Below are 5863 nucleotides of genomic sequence, written 5' to 3'. Positions count from 1 at the left end.
GAGAAGGGTGGACGCTCCACGGACACCAACTCGTCGATCGCACGACGGGCCAGTATAAGGTCACGCCGACACTCGCGGCGGGGGATTTCAAAATAGAAAAGGACGGGGGCGCCGCGGCCAATCTCGCGACGCTCCCGGCCGTCGAGCCAGCGGGTGGAAGCTCCCTCGACATCGCGTTTTCAGCGGCCGAGCTTCAAGCCGAACATATCGTGCTCCGCTTGGTCGACGCGGCGGGCGCCGAGTGGAACGATGACGCAATTCACATCTTCACCGTCGGCGATCCTAGTGCGTATTTCCCCTTCGATCTCTTCTCCGGTACGGTCGCCCTCTCCGCAGCGTCACAGGGGGCGGTGACGGGCGGGGTGTGGGATGAACTGGTCGCGAACCATCTGGTGCCGGAAACATTCGGGGCGCAAGAGCTCGACACGAACGTCGCCGTCACCGACATCCAAGCGAAAGTCCTCGAACTGAAAACGCTGATCGAGGAGCTATCGGATTCAATCGGAGGCGGCGGGGGCGGCGGGCTGACGCCGGCCGAAGCGCTCTCCCAAGTCCGGGTTGCCAATCTCGCGCTCCAAAAGCTCGGGGCGACCGAGATCGTCTCAATGGATGAAGACACCCGCGAGCGCCGAGCGATCACCCGGTGTTATACGATGCTCCGCGATCGCTAACTCCGCGCGCACAGTTGGAACTTCTCGATCAAACGCGCGGTGCTGGCCCCATCCTCGGTTGCGCCGGCGTTCGAGTTTGCGAAAGCGTTCCCACTCCCCTCTGATTGTTTGCGGCCGCTTCCGCCCGCGCGCGATGTGGACTGGACGATTGAGTACCACAACGGGTCGAAGCACATTCTCACCAACGAAGGCACGGTGATCTACCTGCGGTATGTCTCGCGCGTCACCGACGAGACGCAATTCGATCCGCTCTTTGCCGACATGCTGGCCTGTAAAATCGCGTGGCACTGTTGTGAAGAGATCACGCAGTCGAACCAGAAAAAAGCGGACATCGAGCGCGAGTATGACAAGGCGCGAGCCGACGCGAAACGGATCAACGCGTTCGAGCAAGCGACGCCGCAAGAGCCGGAACCGCCGTGGTTGACGGCGCGCTATGCCGGCGATCGCGGTCAAAATTGGCGTCGGTTTGGGAGCTCCTAATGCCGAAAGTATCCCCGATACAGAGTGCGTTTTCGACGGGGGAGCTCTCCCCGTTACTCTACGGACAAGTCGAATTCGACAACTACAAATCGGCGCTCCAGGTCTGTCGGAATTGGCTCCCGCTGATTCAGGGGCCGATCACACGACGGCCGGCGACATACTTCTGTGACGAGGTGAAAGATTCCTCGAAAGAAGTCCGGTTGGTGCGGTTTAAGTATTCAACCCAACAAGCGTACATGTTGGAGTTCGGGCATCAATACATCCGCTTTAAACGCGAGAATGCTCCGATCACCCTCACCGCGCAGGGCATCACCGCCGTGACAAACGCCAGCCCGTGTGTGCTGACCTACTCAGGGGCGGATACGTATGCGAACGGCGATGATGTCGACATCACCGGCGTCGTCGGGATGACCGAGCTCAACGGGCGACGGTTTCGTGTCACCAATCTTAACGCCGGCGCGAACACGTTTCAGTTGTTGGACCTCGGGGGGTCCCCTATTAACAGCACGAACTACGGGGTGTATGTCTCCGGGGGAACCGTGGCCGAGGTCTACGAGATCGTATCGCCCTACGATGAAGATCAGTTGTTTCAATTAAAGTTCGTCCAGTCCGCCGATGTGCTCTATATCACCCATCCGGAGCACACCCCGCGCAAGTTGAGCCGCACCAGCGACACCTCGTGGACGCTGACCTCCCTCAACAATTCGCTGTTGTTGGACGGCCCCTATCTCGCGGTCAACACCACAGCGACGACGTTGACGCCAGGGGCGGCAACCGGCACCGGGGTGACGCTCGCGGCGTCGTCGATCGTCGGGATCAATGGCGGGACCGGGTTCCAAACAACCGATGTCGGCCGCTTAATTAGGATTAAAGAAGGATCGACGTGGGGGTACGCAAGGATCGCGACGCGGGTCGACGCCCTGAATGTGACGATCGACATCATCAACACACTGACGAACACGAACGCGAAAACATTCTGGCGCCTCGGATTGTACTCGAACACCACGGGGTATCCCGCCGCGGTGGGGTTCTATGAAGATCGCTTGGTCCTGGCCGGATGCCCTGCCACTCCGTCGCGCGTCGATCTCTCGCGATCGGGAGACTACGAAAACTTCGCGCAAACAGATCCCGATGGTGTGGTCACCGATTCACATGCGTTGTCGTACACCCTGAATTCTGACGAGGTGCAAATCATTCTGTGGGTCAAGGGGGATGAAAAAGCCTTGGTCGTCGGCACCGTCGACGGCGAATGGCCGATGCGACCGAGTACCGCATCGGAAGCGATGACGCCGACGAACATCTCAGCCAAACAATCTACCGCGCGCGGGAGTGCCGATATACAAGGGATCCGCGCGGGCGATGCGATTCTCTTCGTCCAAACCGCGAAGCGGCAATTGCGTGAGCTCGCGTACGTGTTCGAGGCTGACAAGTTTAAAACGCCGGATCTCACCGTCCTGTCAGAGCACATCACCAAAGGGGAGAGTGCGGAGACGACCGGCATTAAGAGTCTGGACTACCAGAAGCAGCCGCAATCGATCGTGTGGTGTCCGCGGAACGACGGTCGGCTATTGTCCCTCACCTATGAACGGGATCAGAAAGTCCTCGCGTGGGCGCCCCACGCGCTCGGCGGATTCTCAGATGGCAACCAGACCGAGCCCGCTGCGGTCGAATCCGTGGCCTGTATGCCGAGCGCCGATGGCACCCGAGACGAGGTATGGCTGAGTGTGCAGCGCGTCATCAACGGGCGAACGGTGCGCTATAACGAGTACATGACAAAGGTGTGGGAAAAAGGCGACATCCAAGCGGATGCGATCTATGGAGATTGCGCGCTGACCTACGACGGCACGCCCATCTCGACGGTCACCGGGTTGTGGCACCTGATCGGGGAAACCGTGGGGGTCCTCGTCGACGGCGCCGCGCATCCGGATTGTGTGGTGTCGACCACGGGGACGATCACCTTGACCTCCCCAGCGTCGAAAGTTCAAGTCGGTCTTCGGTACGCCAGCGACGGACAAATGCTGCGGCAAGATGTCGGGGCCGCAGATGGGACCTCACAGGGAAAATATCAGCGAACTCATAACGTAAACATACGAGTCCATGATACACTCGGCATGAAATTTGGATCCGGATTTCACGCGACCGGCCCGGGGAAACTGACCGAGCCCACGATCCGGACCTCGGCGGTTCCCGGGGACACCGCGGTGCCGCTCTACTCAGGGGATATTGAGATTCGATGGGAAGGCACCTACACCAAAAACAACTACGTGACATGGCGCAATGACAGCATGTTTCCGGCGACCATTCTCGCGGTTATGCCGCAGCTTCACACACAGGACCGATGATGGATCTCGCCTATTATGATTTCATTCGGGCCATTCAAACAGGCGCATCTTTCGCTGCTGACCGTGCAGGAGGCGCAGCGCTGGACTCTGAGTTTTATGTCGCCGTCGATCTTACATGCCCTCGAAGGGATGTGGTCGAACACGGTGTTCAAGCACGGCCGACCCATCTGTTGTGGCGGGGTTATCGAGCAACGTCCGGACTACGGGATCTTATGGTCCTTCGTCGGATCGGACGTGACACCCCATGACTTTCCGCGGCTGCATCGCCTCGTGTCGCTCTTCATTGAAGACCTTCCGTTTCGTCGCTTGGAAATGCACGTCGACATCCAATTCAGAAATGGGCATCGGTGGGCGAAAGCGCTTGGGTTTCAGTGCGAAGCCTACCGGATGCGAGCGTTTCTTCTTAACGGCAACGATGCCTCTTTGTACGCGAGGGTAAGACGTGGCTGATCCAATTACAGCATTCGCGGGTGTGTCGATGCTCGGGGGGTTCGTCTCCGCGATGGGGGCGCAAGCCCAGGGCCAAAGTGCAGCGATGGCGCAACAGTTCAACGCGGACATCGCCGGCCGCAACGCGGGGCTCGCGCGCGAAGCGGCGTCGTACGATGCCGGATTGCAAGAGCGCCAAGCCCGGATGCAGTTAGGGTCCATTCGCGCAGCCTACGGCGCGTCGGGTGTGACGATCGAAGGATCGCCCCTCGATGTCCTTCAAATGAGCATCGAAAACGCGGAACGTGACCGGCAACAAATCCTCTATCGAGGGGAGTTGAAAGCGCTCGGGTACGAAGACACGCGGACCCTCAGTTTGTACGGGGCTGAGAGCGCGAAGAAACAAAGCGACTTCGCGACCGCGACGAGTTTGTTGACCGGATTCAGCGGAGCAGGAAAACTCTTCACCGCGGGGAAAACCGCACCATCGGCCGGGGCGCCGGTGGCGATCGCGTAGAGGTGCGACGTGCCACGAATTAAAGAATACACATCCCAGGTTGGGGGGCCGCAAGAGCTCCCCCTAAGTCAAGTCTCCCGGCAAGCCTTCGCGTCTGATTTCAGCGGCGCCGGCGTCGGGGCGTCGATCGCGGGCCGAGGTCTGCAACAGGTCGCCGAAGATGGCGTGGCGATCCAGCGCATGATCGACGATCAGAAGGCGCGAAAAGAAGTCACCGATGTCGCGGTGGAACTCGCCCGCTTCAATGCGTCGGCCGCGCATGAATTGAAGAACGCGGAGACATCCGGGGCGCTCGACGACGAGGCGTTTACGGAAACGTATATGTCTCGGATCAGTACGAATATGGATTTAGTCGGCCAAAAGTTTGAAACTGCGGCCGGCCGGCAAGCCTGGGAACGCGGCGCCGCTGAGATGACTGGGCATTATTTTATCGCGGCCGGGGCATCGTACAGCAAAGCGGCCGGCATCAAAGCCGTCTCCCAAGCGAAAGATTTCGTCGACGTGTCGCGTAACACCCTCATGAACGATCCGTTTCAATTCGAGCGCGTGGAACAAGGGGTCGCGAACACGATCAACGATAAGAACGGCGTCTTCGCCCACATGCCGGCGAACATCCGCGACGAATTTCTCCGGACCACTAAGACCGAGCTCGCGAAGTCGGCCGTGCAAGGGGTGATCCGACTCGACCCCAACATCGCCATGAAACAGTTGAACTCTGACCAATGGGATCCGTACCTGGATGCGGACGCCAAGCATGAGCTTCGGACGGAGGCGCGCGTCGGCATCGCCGGGCTGGAAGCTGAGGCGCGACGCCGCGAAGCCGAAGCCGAACGACTCCGCAAAAAAGAAATCGAAGCGACGAATCAACAGATGGTGGAACACTATTCCACGAAGAGTCTGACAGCGCCGATGATTTTGAACTCGAACCTTCCCGCCACGGGGGAGGGATCGAAAGAGCATTGGATTAAGATGGTGGAGGCGCAGAATAAGGAACACAACGAAGCGCCGATTAAAAAAGATCCGCGGCTCTTTGTCGACACGCTGCAACAGATCCGCCAGGGAAAGATCACCTCCACCTCACAGATCGAGACGCTGTTCGCGCAGAGTGCCGAGCGCGGCGCCGGCATTACCTGGGAAGACACCAAACAACTCCGACAAGAGTTCGTGGATATGCGAACCCCCGAGGGGGCCAAGCTCGGCGCACAGGTCGACGCGTTCCTGACCAGTCGCAAACCGATGATCGATAAGTCGAACCCCATGATGGGGAAGATCGACATGACCGGGGGGATTAAGTATTACGAATATCTCTCGATGGTGCAGGAGCGCATCGCGGAATATAAGCGTGACGGGAAAGATCCGCGCACGTTGCTGGATCCTAAATCACCGGACTTTTTGGGCGCGCCGGAAATCGTCAACCAGTACCG

The 5863-nt window shown here is 59.3% G+C and carries 6 protein-coding genes; all 6 read left to right on the top strand.

Going from position 1 to position 5863, the window contains the following annotated elements:
* Positions 1 to 671, top strand: a 671-nt coding sequence (locus IT350_20230) for a hypothetical protein (GenBank protein ID MCC6160391.1), incomplete at its 5' end; no start/stop codon positions are given.
* Positions 672 to 710: 39 nt separating this feature from the next.
* Complete coding sequence (locus tag IT350_20225; protein ID MCC6160390.1) at positions 711 to 1151, top strand: hypothetical protein; 441 nt, start codon at positions 711 to 713, stop codon at positions 1149 to 1151.
* Positions 1151 to 3493, top strand: a complete 2343-nt coding sequence (locus IT350_20220; GenBank protein ID MCC6160389.1) for a hypothetical protein — start codon at positions 1151 to 1153, stop codon at positions 3491 to 3493. The genes IT350_20225 and IT350_20220 overlap by 1 nt, the downstream gene beginning before the upstream one ends.
* Positions 3494 to 3508: 15 nt before the next feature.
* Entirely contained in the window at positions 3509 to 3943 is a 435-nt protein-coding gene (locus IT350_20215; GenBank protein MCC6160388.1) for a hypothetical protein, read from the top strand.
* Complete coding sequence (locus tag IT350_20210) at positions 3936 to 4439, top strand: hypothetical protein (GenBank protein ID MCC6160387.1); 504 nt, start codon at positions 3936 to 3938, stop codon at positions 4437 to 4439. The genes IT350_20215 and IT350_20210 overlap by 8 nt, the downstream gene beginning before the upstream one ends.
* Positions 4440 to 4448: 9 nt before the next feature.
* A partial coding sequence (locus IT350_20205; GenBank protein ID MCC6160386.1) for a hypothetical protein occupies positions 4449 to 5863 on the top strand: 1415 nt, incomplete at its 3' end.

Source organism: Deltaproteobacteria bacterium, from assembly GCA_020845895.1.
In the GTDB taxonomy this organism is placed as follows: Bacteria; Lernaellota; Lernaellaia; order JACKCT01; family JACKCT01; genus JADLEX01.
This window is presented reverse-complemented; position numbering and strand designations above follow the sequence as displayed.

What these genes read in the sequence shown, in the direction of transcription:
- IT350_20220 (MCC6160389.1), top strand. Translation starts at nt 1,151, where the DNA reads ATGCCGAAAGTATCCCCGATACAGAGTGCGTTTTCGACGGGGGAGCTC.
- IT350_20215 (MCC6160388.1), top strand. Translation starts at nt 3,509, where the DNA reads ATGATTTCATTCGGGCCATTCAAACAGGCGCATCTTTCGCTGCTGACC.